The organism is Thauera propionica (genome assembly GCF_002245655.1).
In the GTDB taxonomy this organism is placed as follows: Bacteria; Pseudomonadota; Gammaproteobacteria; order Burkholderiales; family Rhodocyclaceae; genus Thauera; species Thauera propionica.
The window spans coordinates 23,822-42,424 of sequence record NZ_NOIH01000033.1 but is presented as its reverse complement, the minus strand read 5'-3'; the positions used below and the strand labels follow the sequence as shown (position 1 = coordinate 42,424).

The window sequence follows — 18,603 nt, the reverse complement described above, 5'->3', positions numbered from 1 at the left end:
GGAATGCAGGACGAACAGGCTCCGGAGGTTGGCGGACTGGCGAATCAGAACCAGCTTTGCGGGATGATCAGGACGTCGCCCGGACGCATCTCGACGTTGGCCGAAACGTCGCCACGCTTAACGAGATCCTTGATACGGACGCTGTACTGCTTGTTGCCCTCTGCGGTCCGCAGGATGGTGGCGTTGTTGCCGTCGGCGAACTCGGTCATGCCGCCCACGGCGATCATGACGTCGAGCAGGGTCATCTTCTGGTTGTAAGGGAGGATGCGCGGTTGGGCGGCTTCGCCGACCACGCGGATCTGCTCGCTGTACGGACCGACAAAACCGGTGACGATGACCGTGACGACCGGGTCGCGGATGAACTTCGCCAGTTCCTTCTCGATGTCGCGCGCCAGCGTGGTCGCATCCTTGCCCATGGCCGGCAGATCCTCCACCAGCGGCGTGGTGATCTTGCCGTCCGGGCGCACGGGCACGGACATCGAAAGTTCGGGGTTGCGCCAGACGACGATATTGACGTTGTCGCCAGGACCGATCACGTAGTTGTATTCCGAGTCGGCTGCCGACGCCGGAGCGGGCGGAAAGGACGTCGCGCATGCCGACAGCAGCAGCCCGGCCAGCGCCACCGCAACAACCTGCCAGACACGGCCACACACGGACGAAACACACATCTTCATGATCGGGGCTCCCTGTTTTGAATGCGCCATATGATACGTCGACATGCTGTGATTACATGCTACGAAGTCGCCAAATGCAGCCCGCAGGAACAATTGCACACCGACGTGACAACGGTTCGAGCGAAATACCCGGGAACGGGCGCAAGTGACGGAGCTTTCAGCGTATTTGCCGTTTGAAAAACAATACAAGCAAATAATGGCTTTTGCACAGCAAATCGTTGCAAGAATCCGCAGACCTCGCACGAATTTTCACATGACATATAGAATGATGTCATGAACCCGACCATTCTTCACCATGGCGCCCGTCACGGCGTCACCGGCTCGTGCCACCAGTTGTTCATCGAAGGCGAAAACAGCCTGCTCGTCGACTGCGGCCTGTTCTAGGGAGCGGAAACGGCACCCGATGGCCAGTCGAGTGCCGACCGGCTGGAGATTCCCTTCCCGGTAGACCGCATCGGGGCACTGGTGCTGACCCATGTCCACATCGACCACTGCGGGCGCCTGCCGTGGCTGCTGGCCGCCGGCTTCAAGGGGCCGATCCTGTGCAGCGAACCGTCGGCGCGCCTGCTGCCAACCGTGCTCGCCGACGCGTTCGAGGTCGGCGTGACACGCGACAAGCGACTGGTGGCGCGCTACCTGCAGATGATCGAGGCGCGTCTGCGCCCGTTGCCCTACCGCCAGTGGCACACGCTCTACCGCAGCGCCACGGCCACCTGCAGGATCCGCCTGCAACGCGCCGGACACATTCTGGGTTCGGCCTACGTCGAAGTCGAACTGTCGGGCAGCGTCTGGCCGACACGCCGCCGCGTGCTGTTCTCGGGCGATCTGGGCGCGCCGCATGCGCCCTTGCTGCCGGCCCCGCAACCGCCATGGCAGGCCGACATTGTCGTGCTCGAGAGCACCTACGGCGATCGCGTGCATGAAGACCGCAAGTCGCGCCGCGAGCGCCTGCGCGCCGTGGTCGAGCGCGCGCTGGAAGACGGCGGCACGGTCATCATCCCCGCCTTCAGCATCGGCCGCACGCAGGAACTGCTATATGAATTCGAGGACATCCTGCACCGCCAGCGCCAGAAGCCCGGCCGCAACGCGGCGCGCTGGGCCGCGCTTCCGATCTATCTCGACTCACCGCTTGCCAGTCGCTTCACCACGCTTTACCGCGAGCTTCAGCCGTTCTGGGATGCGGAGGCGAAGGCCCGGGTGCGCGCCGGGCGCGAACCGCTGAGCTACGAGCAACTGGTGGCGATCGACACCCACGAGGCGCACCTCGCCAACGTGCGCCGGTTGGCGCGCAGCGGCGAGCCGGCGATCGTGATCGCCGCCAGCGGCATGTGCGCAGGCGGGCGCGTCGTCAATTACCTGAAGGCGATGCTGGGCGATGCGCGCCACAACGTGCTGTTTGTCGGCTATCAGGCCCGGGGCACGCCGGGCAACGCGATCCAGAACTATGGCCCGCGCGGCGGCCATGTCGACCTCGACGGCGAGCGCATCCCGATCCGCGTCGGCATCCACACGCTGTCGGGCTACTCCGCCCACGCCGACCGTGACGACCTGACCCGCTTCGTCACCCGCATGCGCCACCTGCCGTCGGAAGTGCGGCTGGTGCATGGCGAGGACGCGGTACGCGAGGCATTCGCCGCACACCTGCGGCAAGCGACCGGCAACCGGGTGCGCGTGCTGGCCTGACTACTCCATACCCCACTTCTGCAGGCGATAGCGCAGCTGGCGCAGGGTCATGCCCAGGTTGCGCGCCGCCGCGGAACGGTTCCAGCGCGTGTCCTCGAGCGCCTTGAGCACCCGCATGCGCTCGACCTCGGTGTCGTCCGCATCGTGCTCGAGCGGATCCGTGCCCGCAGCGGGGGGCCCATCCGCGCTGACCGTTTCCGGCCTGGCCGGCGCAGGCGCAAAACACGCCGGCTGGAGGTCAACGTCGGTCGGCCCGATCTCGTCGCCGTCGCACAACGCACAGGCGCGCTCGAGCAGGTTCTCGAGTTCGCGCACATTGCCCGGAAAGTCATGGCGCTGCAGCGCAGCCATGGCGGCCACCGACAGCCGGCGCGGCGAGCCGCCCTCGCGCTCGGCGACCCGGGCGAGGATGTGCTCCGCCAGCGCGGGGATGTCCTCGGCGCGCTCGCGCAGCGGCGGGATGCGCAGCGTGATGACGTTGATGCGAAAGAAAAGGTCCTGACGGAACTTGCCGTCGGCCACGAGCCGCGACAGATCCTGATGCGAGGCGGACAAGATGCGCACATCAACCGGCTCTTCCGCATGCGCGCCCACCGGCCTCACGGCGCGTTCCTGGATCGCCCGCAGCAGCTTGACCTGCATCGCCAGCGGCAGCTCGCCAATCTCGTCGAGGAACAGGGTGCCACCGCTGGCGGCCTGGAACAGCCCTTCCTTGTCGGTGGCGGCACCGGTGAAGCTGCCCTTGCGATGGCCGAAGAACTCGCTTTCCATCAGCTCAGGCGAGATCGCGCCGCAGTTCACGGGCACGAAGGGGCCATTCGCGCGTGCCCCGAGCCCATGGATGAGGCGCGCGATCACTTCCTTGCCGGTGCCGGATTCACCGTGGATGAAGACCGGCGCCTGGTTGCGCGCGAGCTTCTCGGCCTGCGCGCGCAACTGCAGGAAGGCGGGCGAACTGCCGATCAGCGTGCGGCCGCCGGGCGCAACGGCTGCGGCCGAAGGCTCGAGCTTGAGCGCATGGGTGACGAGCTCCCGCAGGCGCTTGAGTTCGACCGGCTTGGTCACGAAGTCGAACGCACCCAGCTTGAGCGCACGGATGGCGGTCTCGATGCTGCCAAAGGCAGTGATGACCGCCACCGGCGTACCTGGCTGGCGCGCCTGGATGAGCTCGACCAGTTCGAGCCCGTCGCCATCCGGCAGGCGCATGTCGGTCAGGCACAGGCGATAGCGCCGGCTCTCGATCAGCGCGCGCGCCTCCTGCACCGAGCCGGCGGTGTCGCAGCCCAGCCCCATGCGCATCAGGGAAAGCTCGATCAGTTCGCGGATATCGTCCTCGTCGTCCACGACGAGGACGTCGATCGAATCGGGACGGTTGCGGCGTTCGGTGACGGTCATGGTCTTTGGCGCCCGCTGAGCACGAAGTTCGCACCCGGCCCGGCTGCCGCGAGTTCCAGCGTGGCGTCGTTGGCCTCGGCCAGTTCGCGCGCGATGTAGAGCCCGAGCCCGGTGCCCTTGGGGTGCGTCGTGAAGAAAGGTTCGAAAAGATGTCGTTGCGTTGCTTCGTCCAGCCCCGGCCCGTCATCCCGCACGTGCAGCACGATCCGCTCGCACGGTTGCGGCAAGGCCTGCAACTGAACCGCACCGGACTTGCCGGAACAATAGCGGCAGGCATTGGCCAGCAGGTTGTCGAGAATCTGGTGCAGGTGGGCGCGGTCGATGGCGAAGGTCAGCGCCGGATCGATATCGACGTCGAAGACATTGTGCTCCTCCGGGTGGCGGAACAGGCGCTCCTCGATCACGCCCGCCACAAACTCCGCCAGCGGCAGCGCTTCGGGCAAGGCCTGTTCGCGCCGGCCGAGCGCCAGCACATCGCGGATCATGCGCTCGATGCGCAAAGCGTTGTCGTTGATGATGCGCGCCAGGCGGCCCTGCATCTCGGCACGCTTCTCGTCGGCCAGCAGTTCGGCCGCCTGGGTGACAGCCGACAGCGGATTGCGGATCTCGTGCGCCATGCTGGCGGTGAGCCGGCCCAGCGCGGCGAGCTTGATCTGCTGCAACTGGCGCTGAATCTCCTCGAAATCGGTCAGATAGATCAGCGTATCGCCGGCCGCGGCGCTGCCCGGCTCGCCGCACACCGCGCGACAGCGCAGCAGGCGCCCGCCCGGCCCGATGCGCAGAAGACGCCCCTCGTCCGCATCGCAGCGCAGCAACACCTCGTCGAAGGCGGCGTCGATGTCGGTCAGGCGGCGCCCCTCGATCATGCCTGGCCCCGCCTCGCGCAGCCCCAGCAGCACCGCGGCCTGCGGGTTGGCCTGCAGCGCGCGGCCGTCCTGGCTGGCGACGATCACGCCGTCCTGCATGTCGCGGATGATGCGTTCATTCACCGCCTGCTGCTTGGCCAGCAGCGCGCCGCGCTCGGCCGCCAGCGAGGCGTTGCTCTGCGCGCGCAGGGCAAGCAGGCGCGCGACCAGGGCGATGCCGAAGAAACCGGTGCAGAAGATGCCGACCTGCAGGAAATCGACCGAGTGACCGCCCACCGCCAGACGCCATGCGTTCTCGACCAGCACCGCGAGCGTGGCGATCGAGGCGAAGAACAGCACCATGCGCCCTTCGGCGACCAGCCCGGCCCCGGCCAGGATCACCATCATCAGCACCGGCATGCCGCTGCGGTAGCCACCGCTCGCCCACATGATCACCGACAGCGCGAGGATGTCGATGATGGCCTGCAGCGCGATGACGCGATCGACGCCGAAGCGGCGCTGAGCGTCGGGGAAGCCGAGCGCGAGCACCGCGGCCAGATAGCCGATGGAGATGACGTTGAAGACGAGCGGCGCCTCATTGCCGAGGCCGAATTCGCGCCCGGCAACGACGAAAAGACCTGCGAGAAGCAGCCGGAAAAGATTGAAGTAGCGCAGCGAAAGCCGCCGCGAACGCTCCGTGGCCTCGCGCACGTCAGTCGGCACGCGGTCCGGCGATACGGTGCGCATCGGAGCAGTAGAAGCGATCGCCGTCGCGCACGCCCTCGGATTCGGGAACGTTGAGACCGCAGTGCGCGCATTCGATGATGCGCTCAGGCGACGCGACGGCACGCCCGCCTTTCTTGCGCCCGGTCCGGCCGGCTTCGGCGGCCCGCTCCTTGGCACGGGCGATCGCGCGCTGCACCCACCAGATACCGGCGACGACAAGGATGAGGATGAGCAGATTGCGCACGATTCGGAGGGGCGAGAACGCACTCGCGGACAGGATTTCGACGGCCGGATTCTATCATGCGCCCGGGTTACACCTTCGGCACCCGCCCGGGTACGGGCGCGTCGTCGGCTGCCATCGTCGCGCCGTCTTTGCGACAATGCGGGCTCCTTTCGTAATGCCGTACCCCCATGCCCCACTTTCCCGCCCCGCTCGAATCCCGCCTGCCCGGCGTCGGCACCACCATCTTCACCGTGATGTCGCGCCTTGCGCAGGAATGCGGCGCGATCAACCTGTCGCAGGGCTTCCCCGACTTCAACGCCGAGGACCTGCTGTTCGAGCGCGTCGCACACTGGATGCGCGCCGGCCACAACCAGTACGCGCCGATGGCGGGCTGCCTGCCGCTGCGCGAGGCGGTGGCGGCCAAGGTGGAGACGCTGTACGGCACGCGCTACGACGTCGAGTCCGAGATCACGATCACCGCAGGCGCCACCCAGGCACTGTTCACCGCGGTGACGGCCTGCGTGCGGCCGGGCGACGAGGTCATCGTGTTCGAGCCGGTCTACGATTCCTACATACCGGCGATCGAACTGGCGGGCGGCACGCCGGTGCGCCTGCAACTGGCCGCGCCTGACTACCGGCCCGACTGGGCGGCGGTGGCCGCCGCGATCACGCCACGCACGCGCATGATCATGATCAACACGCCGCACAACCCCACGGCCACGATATGGACACGGGCAGACCTCGACCGCCTGGCCGCGCTAACGCGCAATACCGGCATCGTCGTCGTGGCGGACGAGGTGTATGAACACATCGTCTTCGACGGCGCCACGCATGCCAGCTGCGCCGCCCACCCCGAACTGGCGGACCGCAGCTTCGTGGTGTCGAGTTTCGGCAAGACCTACCACATCACCGGCTGGAAGGTCGGCACCATCGTCGCGCCGCGCGAGCTGATGACCGAGTTCCGCAAGGTGCACCAGTTCAACGTCTTCACCGTGAACACCCCGGTGCAGCTCGCGCTGGCGGACTACATGGCCGACGCCTCGCGCCACCTCGGACTGGCGGCCTTCTACCAGGCCAAGCGCGACTTCTTTCGCGACGCCCTGGCCGGCTCGCGCTTCGAACTGCTGCCCTCGCGCGGCACCTACTTCCAGCTCGCGCGCTACACCGCGATCTCCGACCTCGGCGATGTCGCCTTCTGCCAGTACCTGACGCGCGAAGTGGGCGTCGCCGCGATCCCGGTGTCGGCCTTCTTCGCCGACAGCCGCGACGACCGCATCGTGCGCTTCTGCTTCGCCAAGAACGAGGCCACGCTGGCTGCCGCCTGCGAGCGCCTGCTGCGCGTGTGAGCGCCCCCCTGCCCCACGCCAACCGCCTGAACTGCCGCCCATGACCGCCCAGCCCGCCCTCACGCACCACACCTTCATCCAGCCGATCCCCACCCTGCGCCGCGAAGGCGACAGCGTCCTCGTCCTCGACCAGACGCTGCTGCCCTTCCGCACCGAGACCCGCACGCTGCACACCCTGGCCGATGCCGCCCATGCCATCCGCAGCATGCAGGTGCGCGGTGCGCCGCTGATCGGCGCCACCGCGGCCTACGGCGTGGCGCTGGCGCTGCTGCACGAAGGCAGCGAGGACGCCGCGCTGGCACGCGCACTGCAGGTGCTGGGCGCCACCCGGCCGACAGCGGTAAACCTGCACTGGGCGCTGGCACGCATGGAGCGCCGCCTGCGGCCATTGCCGCGCGCAGAACGCCTCGACGCCGCCTGGACCGAGGCCGAGGCCATCCGCACCGACGACGCCGCGACCTGCGACGCCATCGGCCGCCACGGCCTGGCGATCATCGAGGCCATTGCCGCGCGCCGCCCCGGCCCGGTGCGCCTGATGACCCACTGCAACGCCGGCTGGCTGGCCACCTGTGGCGCCGGCACGGCGCTGGCACCGATCTACGCCGCGCAGGCGGCCGGCATCGCGGTGGAGGTCTTCGTCAGCGAGACCCGCCCGCGCAACCAGGGCCTGCTCACCGAATGGGAGCTGCGCGCGGCCGACGTGCCGCACACGCTGATCGCCGACAACGCCGCCGGGCTGCTGCTGATGCAGGGCGAGGTGGACATGGTGATCACCGGTGCCGACCGCATCGCCGCCAATGGCGACACCGCGAACAAGGTCGGCACCTACCTGAAGGCCCTCGCCGCGCAGGCGGCCGGGGTGCCGTTCTACATCGCCGCACCGCACTCCACGCTCGACTTCGCCTGCCCTGACGGCAGGGCGATCCCGATCGAGGACCGCGGCGCGGACGAAGTCTGTCTGCTGCGCGGCCTGGCCGACAACGGCACGCTGGCCGAGGTCCGGCTGGCGCCGACCGGCACGCGCGTGGCCAATCCGGCCTTCGACATCACGCCCGCGGCGCTGATCAGCGGCATCATCACCGAGCGCGGCATCACTGCCGCAGGCGAGCTGGCGACCCTGTATCCGGAGGCGGCACGATGAATGCGAGCAACGTCAGCGACCAGGTGGATCCCGGACTGCGCAGCGCGCTGCTCGACACGATGCGCGCGATGGGCGATGCGCGCCTGAACGTCGGCACGGCTGGCAACGCCAGCGTGCGCCTGCCCGCCGACGCCGACGCCGACGCTGCGCACGCGACCGCACGCATGCTGATCACGCCCAGCGGCGTGCCGGCCGAGCGCTGCCGGCCGGAGGACATGGCGGTGGCCGAGGCCGATGGCAGCTACCACGGCCCGCTCGCCCCCTCGTCCGAATGGCAGCTGCACCGTGACATCTACGCGGCCTTCCCGGCCGCGGGCGCGGTGCTGCACGCGCATTCGCCCTTCGCCACCGCGCTCGCCTGCCAGCGCGTCGAGATTCCGCCCTTCCACTACATGATCGCCCGCTTCGGCGGCAGCACCATCCGCTGCGCCGCCTACGCCACCTTCGGCACCCAGGCGCTGTCGGACGCCACCGTCGCCGCACTGCAGGATCGCAGCGCCTGCCTGCTCGCCAACCACGGCATGGTGGTCTACGGCCGCGACCTCGCGCACGCGCTGGCACTGGCGATCGAGTTCGAGACCCTGTGCGAGCAGTACTGGCGCACGCTGCAGCTCGGCGTGCCGGTGCTGCTGACGGAGGCGGAGATGGCCGAGGTCATCGAGCGCTTCCGCTGGTACGGCCGGGCGCGCAGCTGAGCACCGCAGCCGCGAACAAGCGGCCCGCTCAGCCCGCGCCGTGCGGCGCGGAAGCCTCCAGCACGCGCAACAGGCTGGACGTATCCTCCCGTCCCCAGCCCGCGCCCATCAGCGCGTTGAGCTGTTGCCACACCTGCGCGGCAACCGGTAAGGGCGCGCCGAGCTTGCCCGCCTCGTCCATCAGGAGGGCGAAGTCCTTGTGGTGCAGGCGCGCCTCGATACCGGCAGCGAAGTCGCGCTCGACCATTCTGCCGCCCATCACTTCCAGCACGCGCGAAACGGCCGAACCGCCCATCAGCGCGGTGCGCACCGCGGCGACATCGACCCCATGCGCGTTGGCCAACCGCACGGCCTCCGCGCAGGCCTGGATGGCGGAGACCATGATCATCTGGTTGCAGGCCTTGGCTACCTGGCCGGCCCCCGGCGGGCCGATGTGGACGATGCGCTTGCCCATCGCCGCGAGCAGCGGCCGCACCCGTTCGAGCGCCTCCGCCTCGGCGCCCGCCATGATCGCCAGCGTCGCATCGCGTGCGCCCTGGCCGCCACCGGACACCGGCGCATCGACGAAACCGATGCCGCGCGCGGCGTAGCGCTCGGCCAGCGAACGCGCCATCGCCGGCGCGATCGTGCTCATGTCGACATGGATGGTGCCGGGAGCGAAGCCTGCGGCCAGTCCGTCCGCGCCGAAGGCCAGCGCGTCGACGTCGGCGCTGCCGGTGACGATGGTGATCACCACCTCGCTGCGCGCCGCCAGTTCGGCGGGCGTCGCGCACAGCGGGACACCTTCGGCAACCAGCGCCGCAGCCGACGCCGGGCGCCGCGCCCACACCGCCAGGTCGTGCCCCGCGGCACGCAGGTGGCGCGCCATCGGCTCGCCCATCACGCCCAGCCCGATGAATCCGACTTTCATCCCGCCCTCCTTCATTCGCCCGCGCCGCCGCTCATGCGCTCGAGCAGCTTCAGCATCGCAATCGAATCGTCCTCGCCCAGGCCGCAGCCCACCATGGCATTGAACATCTGCGCGGTCGCCGCCGCCGAGGGCAGCGCCAGCCCGAGGCGGTGGGCCTCGTCCATGACGATGCGCAGGTCCTTCTGATGCATCCAGGCCTTGAAGCCGGGCTTGAAGTTGCGGTCGAGCATGCGCTGGCCGTGGTTCTCGAGGATGCGCGACCAGGCGAAGCCGCCCAGCAGCGCCTCGCGCACCTTGGTCGCATCGACGCCGCTCTTGTGGGCAAAGTTGAGCGCCTCGGCTACCGAGGCCACGCCCACGCCGGTGATGATCTGGTTGCAGGCCTTCGCGACCTGGCCCGCGCCGGCCTCGCCGATGCGGGTGACGGACTGGCCCATGGCCTCGAACAGGGGCCGGACACGCTCGAAGGCCGCCGCATCGCCGCCGATCATGATCGTCAGCGTGCCGCCGATGGCGCCGCCCTCGCCGCCCGACACCGGCGCATCGAGCGCGGTCACCCCGCGAGCGGCAAGACGCGCGGCGATGGACTGCGCGGCGGCTGGAGCGATCGTGCTCATGTCGATGTGGATGTGGCCGGCCGCTGCGCCGTCGGCGATGCCGTCCGCGCCCAGCGTTACCTGCTCGACGTCGGGCGCGTCAGCCACCATGCTGATCGTCACCGGGGCACGGCGCGCCACCTCGGCCGCGCTCGCGCAGTCACCGGCGCCGGCCTCGAGCAGCGGCTGCATCGACGCACGCCGCCGGCTCCACACATGGACCGTGTGGCCGGCCTTGATCAGGTTGAGCGCCATGGGCCGGCCCATGAGGCCGAGGCCGATGAATCCGACATCCATCGTGTGGAATCTCCTTGTCTGGGGTTCGATGCGCGACGCGCGCGGCGGGCTGGCAGGGCCGTGCAAACCTGCCCATAATCGCGGCCATGAACTATGGCCCAATCATCAAGGAAATCGGACGGGGCGCCAAGGGCGCGCGTTCGCTCGACACCGCCACTGCCACCGCGCTGTTCGGCGACATCCTCGACGGCAAGGTGCCGGACATCGAGCTCGGCGCCATCCTGATTGCCTTCCGCATCAAGAGCGAATCGCTCGACGAACTGGTTGGCTTCAAGCAGGCGATGGATGCACGCACCGTGCAGATCGCCGTGCCCGACGGCCCGCGCTGCGTGGTGTTGCCCACCTACAACGGCGCCCGCCGCCAGGCCAACCTGATGCCACTGGTGGCGATGGTGCTGGCGCGCGAGGGCGTGCCGGTGCTGATCCAGGGCCGCCACGACTTCGAGACCCGCGTCAGCCCCTTCGAGCTGCTCGCAGCCCTCGGCCTGCAGCCGGCGGCCGACGCGGACGCGGCATCGCGCCAGCTGGCGGCGGGCCGGCTGGCCTGTATCGGCGCCGACAGGCTGCTCCCCGGACTCGATCCGCTGCTGGCGCTGCGCACGCGCATGGGCGTGCGCGCCAGCGGCCACATCGTCGCCAAGCTGCTCGACCCCTGTCGCGGACGTTCGCTGCGCGTGGTGGCGGTGACGCACCCGGAATACCTCGAGCGTATGGATGCCTTCCTGCGCGTCGATGGCGGCCGCGCGATGCTGCTGCGCGGCACCGAAGGCGAGATCTACGCCAACCCTCGGCGTTGCCCGGAGATGAAGGTGTATGTGGACGGCGCGGCCTCGATCGGCGTGGCCGGCGAGGAAGGTGGCGCGCCGCCGCTCGACACCCTGCCCGACGCGCCCTCGGTGGCGGACAACGCGGCGCTGATCCGCGCCATGCTCACCGGCGAAATACCCATCCCGACGCCGATCACGGCTCAGGTGGCCGCACTGAAGGCGCTCGCAGCCGGCTAGACGGCCAGCGTGCCGGCGCGGTAGTCGGCCACCGCCTGGTAGATTTCCTGCTCGGTGTTCATGACGAAAGGCCCGTACTGTGCGATCGGCTCGTTCAGCGGGCGGCCGGCGATCAGCAGGGCACGGGTGTCGGCGCCGGCCACCATGCGCACGCCATCGCTGTCCGCGTCGTTGGCGAGGATGGCCATGCGTTTGGGCGGCACCGGCGTGTCGCCCAGCGTCAATTCGCCGCGATAGACATACACGAAGGCGTTGTGCCCGGCAGGCAATGCCTGCGTGAAGCTCGCGCCGGCCGGCAGCTGCAGGTCGAGATACAGCGGCGCGGTCGATTCGCGCGTGACGGCACCGACGACACCGTGGCTCTCGCCGGCGATCACCGTGACCTCGACGCCTTCTTCGGTCACGAAGCGCGGCAGCTCGTCAGCGGTGAAATCGCGGTACCAGGGGGCGCACAGCTTGTCCCTGGCGGGCAGGTTCAGCCACAGCTGGAAGCCCTCCATCAGGCCCTCCTCCTGCTGCGGAATCTCGGAATGGATCACCCCGCGGCCGGCGGTCATCCACTGCACGCCGCCATTCTCCAGCAGGCCCTCGTGGCCGGCACTGTCACGATGCCGCATGCGGCCCGCGATCATGTAGGTGACGGTCTCGAAGCCACGGTGCGGATGATCGGGAAAGCCAGCGATGTAGTCGTCGGCCCTGTCACTGCCGAAGGCGTCCAGCATCAGGAAAGGGTCGAGCCGGCGCTGTAGCGGCTGCGTCAGCACACGGGTGAGCTTGACCCCTGCACCATCCGACGTAGCCTGGCCGGTGACGAGGCGTTCGACGCTGCGCGCGCGGGTGATGGATTCGGCGGGACGGACGGACATGGCAGCGCTCCTCGGATCGGGTTGGAGATGGAGAGTGCGCCAGGCGCCACAGCGCCCGGCGTCACCCTGGAGGCAACGGCCGACGAATCAGGCCAGCGCCGTGGCCATGTCGGCCTCGGCTTCGGCAAAGCCCTGCCTGGCCGCCTCCTCGCCCATGTTCAGGCCTTCAGCATAGACAGAGCGCACGTCGGTCATGCCGAGGAAGCCGAGCACGGTTTGCAGGAAGGGCGTCTGGGTGTCGGCCGGCGTGCCGCGATAGCGGCCGCCGCGAGCGAAGGCGAGGATGACCCTCTTGCCCTTGACCAGGCCTTCGGGACCGTTCTCGGTATAGCGGAAGGTGACGCCGGCGCGGGCGATGGCATCGATCCAGTTCTTGAGCTGGGCTGAAATGCTGAAGTTGTACATCGGCACGCCGATCACGATGACGTCGGCGGCCTGCACCTCGGCAATCAGCGCATCGCTGACTGCCACGCGGGCGGCCTGTTCCGGCGTACGCTGCTCGGCCGGGGTGAACAGGGCGCCGAGCGCGGCTTCGTCGACCACCGGGGCGGGATTACGGGCCAGGTCGCGCAGCACGACATTCGCCTGCGGGTTCGCCGCCTTCAGGCGGGCGACGATGTCGTTGGCGACGCGGGTAGAGTTGGCGCCTTCGCTGCGGGCGCTGCCGTTGATCTGCAGGATGTTCATGCTTGCTCTCCAGGGGCTGTTGGAGTCCGGGGCTTGTTCCAGGACGGTGACGAGAGTCTAATCGTACCGAAAAGAATCATTAACCCACCAATACGAGCAACTTTGTCCTTCAAATGGAACAATACGACCCCAACGACCTGCTGATCTTCGCCCGCGTGGCCGAGGGGGGCAGCTTCACCGCCGCCGCTGAGCGTCTAGGCCTGCCCAAATCGACGGTATCGCGGCGCATCTCGCAGCTTGAGGAACGCCTGGGCGAGCGGTTGATGCTGCGCACGACGCGCCGCCTGACGCTGACCGAGTTCGGTGAGGCACTGTTGGAACACGCACGCCAGGTTGCGAGCGAGATCGACGCGGTGAAGGCGCTGGCCGAAAGCCGCCAGGCGCGCCCGAGCGGCCGGCTGCGGGTGTCGATGCCGAGTGACTTCGCCAACCTGCTGCTGACCGACACGCTCGCGGCCTTCTCCGCGCTGCATCCCGCGGTGTCGCTGGAACTGGACCTGTCCCCGCGCCGGGTGGACCTGCTGGGCGAGAACTTCGACGTCGCCATCCGCATGGGCGAACTGCCCGACGATGCCCTGCTCGCCGCGCGCCGCCTGGCGGTGTTCCCCAACGGCCTGTATGCCTCCTCCGCCTATCTCGCCGAACATGGCGAACCCGACCGGCCCGAGGCGCTCAACACACACCGCGCGCTACGGCTGCTGGCACGGACCGGCGAGCCGATCGGCTGGACGCTGATGCGCGGCGCGGACCGCTGGCAGGGCACGCCGCCGGGCAGCATCACGGCGAACTCACCCGAGTTGCTGATCCGGCTGGCGCGTGGCGGCGCCGGCATCACCGCGGTGCCGGACTACTTCGCGGCATCCTACGTGCGTCGCGGCGAACTGCGCCGCGTACTGCCGGACTGGTGCCTGCCACCGAACAGCGCCTGGGCGGTGTTCCCGGGCCGCCGGCTGATGCCGGCCAAGACACGCGCCTTCCTCGACATGCTGCAGACCGCGCTGGGAACCTCTGCCGACACGCCGCGCTCCGAGGGAGCATGACCTACAATGGGCGCCCGCCCAGGACTGCGATATACGATGCCCCTGCTCCACACCCTGCTGCGCCTGCCGGCGCGCGTGCTCTACCTCGCCCTGTTTGCCACGGCCATCGGCCTGCTCGGCTTCGGTCTCTATCTCCAGCATGTGAAGGGCCTCGAGCCCTGCCCGATGTGCATCATGCAGCGCTACGCCTTCCTCGGTGTCGCGTTGATCGCGCTGGTGGGCGGCGTGCACGGTCCCGCGCGGACCGGCAGCCGCGTCTATGCGGCGCTGATCGGCCTGGGTGCGCTGACCGGCGGCAGTATCGCCGCTCGCCAGACCTGGATGCAGCTGTACCCGCCGGAGATCCCCGAGTGCGGGCCGGGGCTGGAGTTCATGCTTGAGAGTTTTCCGCTCGGCGAGGCCTTGCCGATGATTTTCCGCGGCGCGGGCGATTGCGCCGCGGTGGACTGGACCTTCCTGGGCCTGTCGATCGCCAACTGGTCGCTGGTGACTTTTTCGGCGACCGTGGCCTTCGCGCTGTGGATGCTGGTCCGGCGCGAGCCTTAATCGACCACGCGCACGATCCGCCCGCCGATCTCGTATCGGCCGTCACCGAGGGCGTTGCAGCGCAGCACCTCGAGCTTGGTAATGAGCGGCGGGCGGTCGGGCGTCGGTGAGCCCTGCGGCCCGAGCACCGCGACGTCGATGATTTCGTTGCGTGCCGGCACATAAGCCGCATGCAGCGTCATCCCGCCGACTCCGATCTCGATGCAGGTCGCGTCGACCCGTTCGCCGCTACGCAGCGCGATGAAGGCGGGGCAACCCAGCGGCAGCCGCCGGTCGAGACGTCGATCCTGATGCGGCGGGATGTCCTTCATATTCATGTGCGTACGGAGCAGATGAGAGTTCCGCGATTCTAGCGCTACCTGCCACCGTCGGCGGTGCCGCGCACAGGGCTTCGCACGCCCGGCGTGCACAACATCACGCCGGGCAGGCAGATCCGGCCCGACTCAGTTCGAGCAGCTCGCCTTCTCGTCCTTGACGCCAAGCTTGTGCAGGATGTTCACCAGCGGGCACAGGCCGGTGAAGGCGCTCTGGAACAGGTTGGCGCCGACGAAGGCGGTTAACCACAGGAAATGCTTGCTGACGAAAAGCGGCGAGGCCTCGACGCCGAGCGCGAGAGAGATCAGGACGAAGCCGCCGGCAAAGGCGCGGACGTATTCATTGGTGGTCATGCGGAGTTCTCCTCGGGGTTTTGCAGACGGGCGATGCGGCCACGCATGGCCGCGTAGTAGAGCACCGGGATCACCACCAGGGTGAGCACGGTGGATACGAAGATGCCGAAGATCAGGCTGAGCGCCAGCCCGTTGAAGATCGGATCGTCGAGGATGAAGATGGCGCCGATCATGGCCGCCAGCGCGGTGAGGCCGATCGGCTTGGCGCGCACGGCCGCGGCGCGGATCAGCGCCTCACCGAACGCCATGCCTTCGGCGACCTGCTGATTGACGAAATCCACCAGCAGGATCGAGTTGCGCACGATGATGCCGGCCAGCGCGATCATGCCGATCATCGAAGTGGCGGTGAATTGAGCGCCGAACAGCGCATGGCCGGGCATCACGCCGATGATGGTGAGCGGAATCGGCGCCATGATGATCAGCGGCACCAGGTAGCTCCTGAACTGCGCCACCACCAGCAGGTAGATCAGTACCAGGCCGACTGCGTAGGCGGCGCCCATGTCGCGGAAGGTCTCGTAGGTGATCTGCCACTCGCCGTCCCACTTGAGCTGGTAGCCGGCGTAGGGATCGTCCGGCTGGCTGATGAACCATTCGCCGAGCGTACCGTACAGCCCCGGTGCCCCGTCGAGCGCCATGCCATTGACCTTGTCGCGGATGTCGAACATGCCGTACAGCGGCGAATCGAGCTTGCCGCCCATGTCGCCGGTGACATAGACGACTGGCAGCAGGTCCTTGCGGTAGAGGATCTGTTCGCGCCTTGTTTCGGCGACCTGCACCAGTTCGGAGATCGCGATCAGCTTTCCATCGCGGGCGCGCACCTGCATCGCCAGCAGGTTGCCGACCTCGGACTGGCGCACCGCCGGCAGCTGGATGCGGACCGGAATCTCGTACTTGTTGTCGCCGCCATGCACCGGGGTGACGTTCTCGCCCGACAGGCCGAGGCGAACGACCTCGACGATGTCGGCCTGCGCCACGCCCATGCGGGCCGCCTTGGGCTGATCGACGCGCAGCACCAGCTTGGGCGCCGCCTCGTCCACCGTGTCGTCCACGCCGACGATGTCGGCGGTCGACTCGAAAGCCTCGCGCACGCGCTTCGCCACCTCGACCTGGCCGTCGTAGTCCGGGCCGTAGATCTCGGCCACGATGGGCGACATCACCGGCGGACCGGGCGGCACCTCCACCACCTTGGCGTTGCCGCCGTTGCGGCGCGCGATCTCGGTGACGGCCTCGCGCACCGATACCGCGATCTCGTGGCTCTGCCGGCTGCGCGCGGTCTTGTCGACCAGGTTGACCTGGATGTCGCCCTGCTCCGGCGCGCTGCGCAGGTAGTACTGGCGCACCAGGCCGTTGAAGTTGATCGGCGCGGCGGTGCCGGCGTAGGACTGCCAGTCGGTGACCTCGGGCACGGTCGCCAGGTGCGCGCCGATCTCGTTGAGCACGCGCGCCGTGTCCTCGACCGGCGTGCCCACCGGCATGTCGAGCACGACCTGGAACTCGCTCTTGTTGTCGAAGGGCAGCATCTTCATGACGACGAGCTGCACCACCGGCAGCGCCACCGAGGCGCCGATCAGTGCCAGCACCCCGAGCCACAGCATCAGCCGGTTGCGGGCGCCGCGCTGCGCGTGGAGCATCGGCGTCATGATGCGGCGGAAGAAGCCGTCGAGCCGCCGGGTCATCTTGTCCTCGCCCTCGTGGTGATGGGCGTCGACATTCTTCAGCATCTTCTGCGCCAGCCAGGGCGTCACGACGAAGGCCACCACCAGCGAGATGAACATGCCCATCGAGGCATTGATCGGGATCGGGCTCATGTAGGGCCCCATCAGGCCGGTCACGAAGGCCATCGGCAGCAGCGCCGCGATCACGGTGAAGGTGGCAAGGATGGTCGGGCCGCCGACTTCGTCGACCGCCTTCGGGATCAGTTGCCACAGTGGCGTATCGGGCTCGAGCGTGTGCCAGCGGTGGATGTTCTCCACCACCACGATGGCGTCGTCGACCAGGATGCCGATCGAGAAGATCAGCGCGAACAGCGACACCCGGTTGAGCGTGAAGCCCCAGGCCCAGGACGCGAACAGCGTGGCGGCGAGCGTCAGCGACACCGCGATGCCGACGATGATCGCCTCACGCCGGCCCAGCGCGAAGAACACCAGCGCCACGACCGCGGCGGTGGCAAAGGCGAGCTTGCCGATGAGCTGGTTGGCCTTGTCGTTGGCGGTCTTGCCATAGTTGCGCGTGACGGTGACCTCCACGCCCTCGGGGATGACGCTGCCGCGCAGGTTGTCCAGCCGCTGCATCGCCGCCCGGGCGACGTCGGCAGCGTTGGCGCCGGGCTTCTTCGACAGCGCGAGCGTGACCGCCGGGAACAGGCCCTGCTGCGCGATGCCACTCTGCTCCGCCGCGGCGCCGGTGCCGAACCAGACGTACTGCGAGGGCTGGTCCGGCCCGTCGCTTACCTCGGCCACGTCCCGCAGGAACACCGGCTTGCGGTCCTCCACGCCCACCACGAGCTTGCGCACGTCCTCTGCCGACTCGAGGTAGGTGCCGGTCTGCACGAGCACCTCACGGCTACCGGACACCAGGCTGCCCGCCGGTTGCGAGGCGTTGGAAAGTTGCAGCGCAGCGCGCAGGTCCTGCGCGGTGATGCCGTGCGCGTTCATGCGCTCGGTGTCCATGTTCACCCGGATCACATGGCCGGGGCCGCCAATGGTGGCGACGTCACGCGTGCCGGGGATGCGCTTGAGCTCGGTCTCGGTGGCGCGCGCGACCTGCTGCAGTTCGAAGCCGGCGCGCTCGATGTCGGCCGTCCAGAACGTGAAGCTGACGATGGGCACGTCGTCGATGCCCTTGGGCTTGATCAGCGGCGTTCCCACGCCCAGCTGCGGCGACAACCAGTCGGCATGCGAATGCACGGTGTCGTAGAGGCGGACCAGCGCGGTCTGGTTGGGCACGCCCACTTCGAACTGCACCGTGATCACCGCCATGCCGGGGCGCGACACGGTATAGACATGCTCGACGCCGGCGATGCGCGACAGCACCTGCTCCGCCGGCCGCGCGACGAGCGCCTCTACGTCACGCGCCGAGGCGCCCGGGAAGGGCACCAGTACGTTGGCCATGGTGACGTCGATCTGCGGCTCTTCTTCCTTGGGCGTGATCAGCGTTGCGAAGATGCCGGCCAGCAGCAGGACCAGGGCCAGCAGCGGCGTGATCGCGTTGCGCTGGAATCCGGCCGCGATGCGGCCGGAGATGCCGAGGCGGTTTTCCATA

18 protein-coding genes are annotated in these 18,603 nt (G+C 68.6%); 7 read left to right on the top strand and 11 right to left on the bottom strand.

Going from position 1 to position 18,603, the window contains the following annotated elements; translation table 11 throughout:
• Positions 1–44 precede the first annotated feature (44 nt).
• Complete coding sequence (locus tag CGK74_RS17260; protein ID WP_206186285.1) at positions 45–674, bottom strand: XrtA/PEP-CTERM system exopolysaccharide export protein; 630 nt, start codon at positions 672–674, stop codon at positions 45–47.
• A 426-nt stretch (positions 675–1,100) separates the two neighbouring features.
• On the opposite strand from CGK74_RS17260, the gene CGK74_RS17255 reads away from it, so the two are divergent.
• Positions 1,101–2,357, top strand: coding sequence for an MBL fold metallo-hydrolase RNA specificity domain-containing protein (locus CGK74_RS17255; protein WP_338056394.1), 1,257 nt, complete (start codon positions 1,101–1,103; stop codon positions 2,355–2,357).
• Here the strand turns inward: CGK74_RS17255 and CGK74_RS17250 are convergent, their stop codons facing one another.
• From CGK74_RS17250 to CGK74_RS17240, 3 genes are read right to left on the bottom strand one after another with little or no spacing between them, the layout of a single operon-like run.
• Complete coding sequence (locus CGK74_RS17250; protein WP_094269626.1) at positions 2,358–3,752, bottom strand: sigma-54-dependent transcriptional regulator; 1,395 nt, start codon at positions 3,750–3,752, stop codon at positions 2,358–2,360.
• Positions 3,749–5,344, bottom strand: a complete 1,596-nt coding sequence (locus tag CGK74_RS17245; RefSeq protein WP_094269625.1) for a sensor histidine kinase — start codon at positions 5,342–5,344, stop codon at positions 3,749–3,751. The genes CGK74_RS17250 and CGK74_RS17245 overlap by 4 nt, the downstream gene beginning before the upstream one ends.
• On the bottom strand, positions 5,310–5,567 hold the full coding sequence (locus CGK74_RS17240) for a PP0621 family protein (RefSeq protein ID WP_094269624.1): 258 nt from the start codon (positions 5,565–5,567) through the stop codon (positions 5,310–5,312). The genes CGK74_RS17245 and CGK74_RS17240 overlap by 35 nt, the downstream gene beginning before the upstream one ends.
• 167 nt (positions 5,568–5,734) lie before the next feature.
• On the opposite strand from CGK74_RS17240, the gene CGK74_RS17235 reads away from it, so the two are divergent.
• From CGK74_RS17235 to CGK74_RS17225, 3 genes are read left to right on the top strand one after another with little or no spacing between them, the layout of a single operon-like run.
• Entirely contained in the window at positions 5,735–6,892 is a 1,158-nt protein-coding gene (locus CGK74_RS17235; RefSeq protein ID WP_094269623.1) for a pyridoxal phosphate-dependent aminotransferase, read from the top strand.
• 40 nt (positions 6,893–6,932) lie between these two features.
• The gene (mtnA, locus tag CGK74_RS17230; protein WP_094269622.1) at positions 6,933–8,033 is read left to right on the top strand and encodes an S-methyl-5-thioribose-1-phosphate isomerase; all 1,101 of its coding nucleotides are present in this window, start codon (positions 6,933–6,935) and stop codon (positions 8,031–8,033) included.
• Complete coding sequence (locus CGK74_RS17225; RefSeq protein WP_094269621.1) at positions 8,030–8,728, top strand: class II aldolase/adducin family protein; 699 nt, start codon at positions 8,030–8,032, stop codon at positions 8,726–8,728. Before mtnA ends, CGK74_RS17225 begins: the two co-directional genes overlap by 4 nt.
• A gap of 28 nt (positions 8,729–8,756) precedes the next feature.
• On the opposite strand, the gene CGK74_RS17220 is transcribed toward CGK74_RS17225, so the two are convergent.
• Together CGK74_RS17220 and CGK74_RS17215 are read right to left on the bottom strand one after the other, a co-directional pair.
• A complete protein-coding gene (locus CGK74_RS17220) occupies positions 8,757–9,638 on the bottom strand; it encodes an NAD(P)-dependent oxidoreductase (RefSeq protein WP_094269649.1) in 882 nt (293 codons plus the stop codon).
• An 11-nt stretch (positions 9,639–9,649) separates the two neighbouring features.
• Positions 9,650–10,531, bottom strand: a complete 882-nt coding sequence (locus tag CGK74_RS17215; RefSeq protein ID WP_094269620.1) for an NAD(P)-dependent oxidoreductase — start codon at positions 10,529–10,531, stop codon at positions 9,650–9,652.
• 86 nt (positions 10,532–10,617) lie between these two features.
• Between CGK74_RS17215 and ybiB the strand changes: the two genes are divergently transcribed.
• A complete protein-coding gene (ybiB, locus tag CGK74_RS17210; protein WP_094269619.1) occupies positions 10,618–11,535 on the top strand; it encodes a DNA-binding protein YbiB in 918 nt (305 codons plus the stop codon).
• On the opposite strand, the gene CGK74_RS17205 is transcribed toward ybiB, so the two are convergent.
• A complete protein-coding gene (locus CGK74_RS17205) occupies positions 11,532–12,401 on the bottom strand; it encodes a pirin family protein (RefSeq protein ID WP_094269618.1) in 870 nt (289 codons plus the stop codon). The genes ybiB and CGK74_RS17205 overlap by 4 nt on opposite strands.
• Positions 12,402–12,488: 87 nt before the next feature.
• A complete protein-coding gene (locus tag CGK74_RS17200; RefSeq protein ID WP_094269617.1) occupies positions 12,489–13,088 on the bottom strand; it encodes an FMN-dependent NADH-azoreductase in 600 nt (199 codons plus the stop codon).
• 113 nt (positions 13,089–13,201) lie between these two features.
• Between CGK74_RS17200 and CGK74_RS17195 the strand changes: the two genes are divergently transcribed.
• Together CGK74_RS17195 and CGK74_RS17190 are read left to right on the top strand one after the other, a co-directional pair.
• Complete coding sequence (locus CGK74_RS17195) at positions 13,202–14,128, top strand: LysR substrate-binding domain-containing protein (RefSeq protein WP_094269616.1); 927 nt, start codon at positions 13,202–13,204, stop codon at positions 14,126–14,128.
• A 36-nt stretch (positions 14,129–14,164) separates the two neighbouring features.
• The gene (locus CGK74_RS17190; RefSeq protein WP_094269615.1) at positions 14,165–14,674 is read left to right on the top strand and encodes a disulfide bond formation protein B; all 510 of its coding nucleotides are present in this window, start codon (positions 14,165–14,167) and stop codon (positions 14,672–14,674) included.
• Here the strand turns inward: CGK74_RS17190 and CGK74_RS17185 are convergent.
• The 3 genes from CGK74_RS17185 to CGK74_RS17175 all read right to left on the bottom strand — a co-directional run bounded on the left by CGK74_RS17185 (position 14,671) and on the right by CGK74_RS17175 (position 18,602).
• Positions 14,671–14,991 carry a PilZ domain-containing protein gene (locus CGK74_RS17185; RefSeq protein WP_094269614.1) on the bottom strand — a complete coding sequence of 107 codons (321 nt, stop codon included), beginning with the start codon at positions 14,989–14,991 and terminating at the stop codon, positions 14,671–14,673. The two genes, CGK74_RS17190 and CGK74_RS17185, sit on opposite strands and share 4 nt — an antisense overlap.
• A gap of 126 nt (positions 14,992–15,117) precedes the next feature.
• Positions 15,118–15,342, bottom strand: a complete 225-nt coding sequence (locus CGK74_RS17180) for a YgaP family membrane protein (protein ID WP_094269613.1) — start codon at positions 15,340–15,342, stop codon at positions 15,118–15,120.
• Complete coding sequence (locus tag CGK74_RS17175) at positions 15,339–18,602, bottom strand: efflux RND transporter permease subunit (RefSeq protein ID WP_094269612.1); 3,264 nt, start codon at positions 18,600–18,602, stop codon at positions 15,339–15,341. The genes CGK74_RS17180 and CGK74_RS17175 overlap by 4 nt, the downstream gene beginning before the upstream one ends.
• Between the last annotated feature and the right edge of the window lies 1 nt (position 18,603).

Bases quoted from the DNA above. Each gene is read 5' to 3' on its own strand.
- CGK74_RS17260 (WP_206186285.1), bottom strand. From the start codon at position 674: ATGAAGATGTGTGTTTCGTCCGTGTGTGGCCGTGTCTGGCAGGTTGTT.
- CGK74_RS17220 (WP_094269649.1), bottom strand. From the start codon at position 9,638: ATGAAAGTCGGATTCATCGGGCTGGGCGTGATGGGCGAGCCGATGGCG.
- CGK74_RS17175 (WP_094269612.1), bottom strand. From the start codon at position 18,602: ATGGAAAACCGCCTCGGCATCTCCGGCCGCATCGCGGCCGGATTCCAG.
- CGK74_RS17185 (WP_094269614.1), bottom strand. From the start codon at position 14,991: ATGAATATGAAGGACATCCCGCCGCATCAGGATCGACGTCTCGACCGG.
- CGK74_RS17205 (WP_094269618.1), bottom strand. From the start codon at position 12,401: ATGTCCGTCCGTCCCGCCGAATCCATCACCCGCGCGCGCAGCGTCGAA.
- CGK74_RS17250 (WP_094269626.1), bottom strand. From the start codon at position 3,752: ATGACCGTCACCGAACGCCGCAACCGTCCCGATTCGATCGACGTCCTC.
- CGK74_RS17190 (WP_094269615.1), top strand. From the start codon at position 14,165: ATGCCCCTGCTCCACACCCTGCTGCGCCTGCCGGCGCGCGTGCTCTAC.
- CGK74_RS17225 (WP_094269621.1), top strand. From the start codon at position 8,030: ATGAATGCGAGCAACGTCAGCGACCAGGTGGATCCCGGACTGCGCAGC.
- CGK74_RS17200 (WP_094269617.1), bottom strand. From the start codon at position 13,088: ATGAACATCCTGCAGATCAACGGCAGCGCCCGCAGCGAAGGCGCCAAC.
- ybiB (WP_094269619.1), top strand. From the start codon at position 10,618: ATGAACTATGGCCCAATCATCAAGGAAATCGGACGGGGCGCCAAGGGC.
- CGK74_RS17245 (WP_094269625.1), bottom strand. From the start codon at position 5,344: ATGCGCACCGTATCGCCGGACCGCGTGCCGACTGACGTGCGCGAGGCC.
- CGK74_RS17195 (WP_094269616.1), top strand. From the start codon at position 13,202: ATGGAACAATACGACCCCAACGACCTGCTGATCTTCGCCCGCGTGGCC.
- CGK74_RS17180 (WP_094269613.1), bottom strand. From the start codon at position 15,342: ATGACCACCAATGAATACGTCCGCGCCTTTGCCGGCGGCTTCGTCCTG.
- CGK74_RS17215 (WP_094269620.1), bottom strand. From the start codon at position 10,531: ATGGATGTCGGATTCATCGGCCTCGGCCTCATGGGCCGGCCCATGGCG.
- mtnA (WP_094269622.1), top strand. From the start codon at position 6,933: ATGACCGCCCAGCCCGCCCTCACGCACCACACCTTCATCCAGCCGATC.
- CGK74_RS17235 (WP_094269623.1), top strand. From the start codon at position 5,735: ATGCCCCACTTTCCCGCCCCGCTCGAATCCCGCCTGCCCGGCGTCGGC.